1 pseudogene is annotated in these 2,205 nt (G+C 79.7%); it reads right to left on the bottom strand.

Annotation, left to right across the window (positions count from 1 at the left end):
* Positions 1 to 1,382: pseudogene (locus tag AB0E96_RS40535) on the bottom strand (hypothetical protein); the annotation flags it as partial.
* Between the last annotated feature and the right edge of the window lie 823 nt (positions 1,383 to 2,205).

Here is a 2,205-nt window from a genome sequence, read left to right as displayed (position 1 = left end):
GGCCGGGCGGTGGCGTCCGCACCCGGGAGGTCCTCGCGCAGCGCCGCCCGCGCCCGGGCCACCCCCCAGCGCTGCCGCGGCTCCTCGCCCCGCAGCCCGAGAACCGCCGGCGCCAGCCGCCGTGCGGTCCCGCCCGTACCGCCTGTCCCGCTCGCCCCGCTCGCCCCGCTCGTCCTGGCCGCGAGGGCGAGCCAGCGGCCGAGGCGGTCGGCGACCGGCCGGGCCCCCGGGAGGCCCTCGGGCAGCAGCGGGTCGTGGCCGGTGGCCAGCAGGAAGAACAGCCCGCCGAGGGCGTACAGGTCGACGGCCGGGTCGGCGACGCGGCCGCGGGCGGGGGCGAGCCGGCCGGGCCCGTGCTCGGGGGCGCGGTAGCCGGGGGCGCCGGCGGGGCCCGCGAGTCGTCCGGCTTCGGTGGCGAGCCCGAGGTCGACCAGCCGCAGCGTGCCGTCCGGGCGGACCGCGACGCTGCCGGGGGAGAGGTCGCGCAGCACCACCCCCCGGGCATGCACCCGCTCGACCAGGTCGAGCAGGCCGTGCGCCACCGGCCCGGCCTCGGCCCAGTCGACGTCCGGCTTGCCGTCGCGCCGCAGCCGGGCGGCCACCCAGCCGCGCAGGGGCTGTCCGGCGATTCGTTCCTGCACCAGGAAGACGGAGTCCTCCCGCTCGATCAGTTCGACGGCGCGCGGCGCCAGCCCCTGCCCGTCCAGCCGGGCGAGCAGCGCGGCCTCGTGCCGCAGCGCGTCGCGGGCGTCGGTGCCGACCGGGCCCGGCCCTCCGTACGCCCGGGCCTGCTTGACCACGACCTCGGCGCCGCTCGACGCCTCCTGGCCGAGGAACACCCCGCCCCTCGCACTCTGCCGCACAACGGCGGTCACCGCGTACCGGCCGACCGGCAGCACCCCGCCCCGGCGCCGGCCCCACGCCCGGCCCGTACGGGCTCCCGTACGAGCCCCGTCGAACGGGTCCCGTGCCCGCTCCGGCGCCCGGAGCGCCGTGCCGCGCACCCCTTCGGTCCGCTCAGGGCCCGGCCCGCGCGGTACCGGGCGGCACTCCGTGTCCTCGCCCGGTACCGTCGGCGGCGCGAACGCGCCGTACCGGTAGTGCACCCGGCTCCCCACCCGGTACGGGCGGTCGGAGCGCACCGCGGGCCCCGGCAGCCCGGCGGTGGCCCGGTCCAGCTCGGCCGCGAGCCGCTGGAACTGCTCCTCGTCGGCCGGGTGGACGGCGATGAACTCTCCCGCCGAACAGCTCTCCCCGTCGCGGGAGTTCAGCTCGCGCAGGTGCTCCTGCGAGGCGGCGAACCGGAAGCAGCACGGATCCCCGGCGAGCACCCGGATCACCGCCGAGAGCACCGCCTCGCCCGCCGCCGAGGCCGCGCTCACCTGGAGCTTCCACCCCTGCTCCGGCAGCGGCGGAGGCGGTGAAGGCGGCGACGAAGGCGGCGGAGGGGCCGCGGACGGCCTGGCCGTGCACCAGAAGCCGCCGACCGTGACGTCCCAGTCGCCACCGCCTCCCCGGCCTCCGGCGCGGGCCAGCGCCGCCCGCGCCGCCTCCGGCCACGAGCCGGCCGCACCCGGCCCGTGGCCCACCGGCCCCCGGTCCCCGGCCGTACGCAGTGATGTGCCCGCCTTCACCCGCCACCACATCCCTTCGTCACGGCCGTCGCCCCGGGTGCCCACTGCTCGTGGCACCCGGGGGCGCGGCCCGGCCCGATCGGTTTCCCGGAAGGAGCGGCGGCGCCGCCCCGTGACGGGACGGTGTCGCCGTCCCGCCGCGGGGCGGCCCGCCGCCCCGGCGCGGGAGTGCTCGTCCGGATCCCGTCCGGCCCGGCGCGGCCTCCGCCCGACCCCCGGTCGTGACTGCCGCCGGGGCAACTCCCGTTCGCAGGAGTGAAGTTACTTTCGAGCCATCCGCGGCCTCAACGCAGAGCCGGTCACTTCACTCGTAAGGGTGATCAACGCCTGGTTTCGAATTCGTGCGAGAAGCCCGCTGTGAGTAACGGGCGCCCGGCGCGCGGCCGCGTGCGGAGCGCGCGGGGCCCGTCGGGCGCCTCCCGTCGCGGATTGACGCGCATCCGTACGCCCGCGACACCCACGTCCGAACGGCCACGGCGGCGCCCCCCGGCCGCCCCCCCGCCGCCCCCCCGCCCCCCCCCCCCCCCCCCCCGCGGGGGGCCCGCCCCCCCCCCCCCCCCCGCCCGGGAGT

The sequence above is a fragment of the Kitasatospora sp. NPDC036755 genome (genome assembly GCF_040636595.1).
Classification (GTDB): domain Bacteria; phylum Actinomycetota; class Actinomycetes; order Streptomycetales; family Streptomycetaceae; genus Kitasatospora.
Note: the sequence above shows the minus strand (reverse complement) of the source record. Positions and strands in the feature narration are given on the sequence as shown.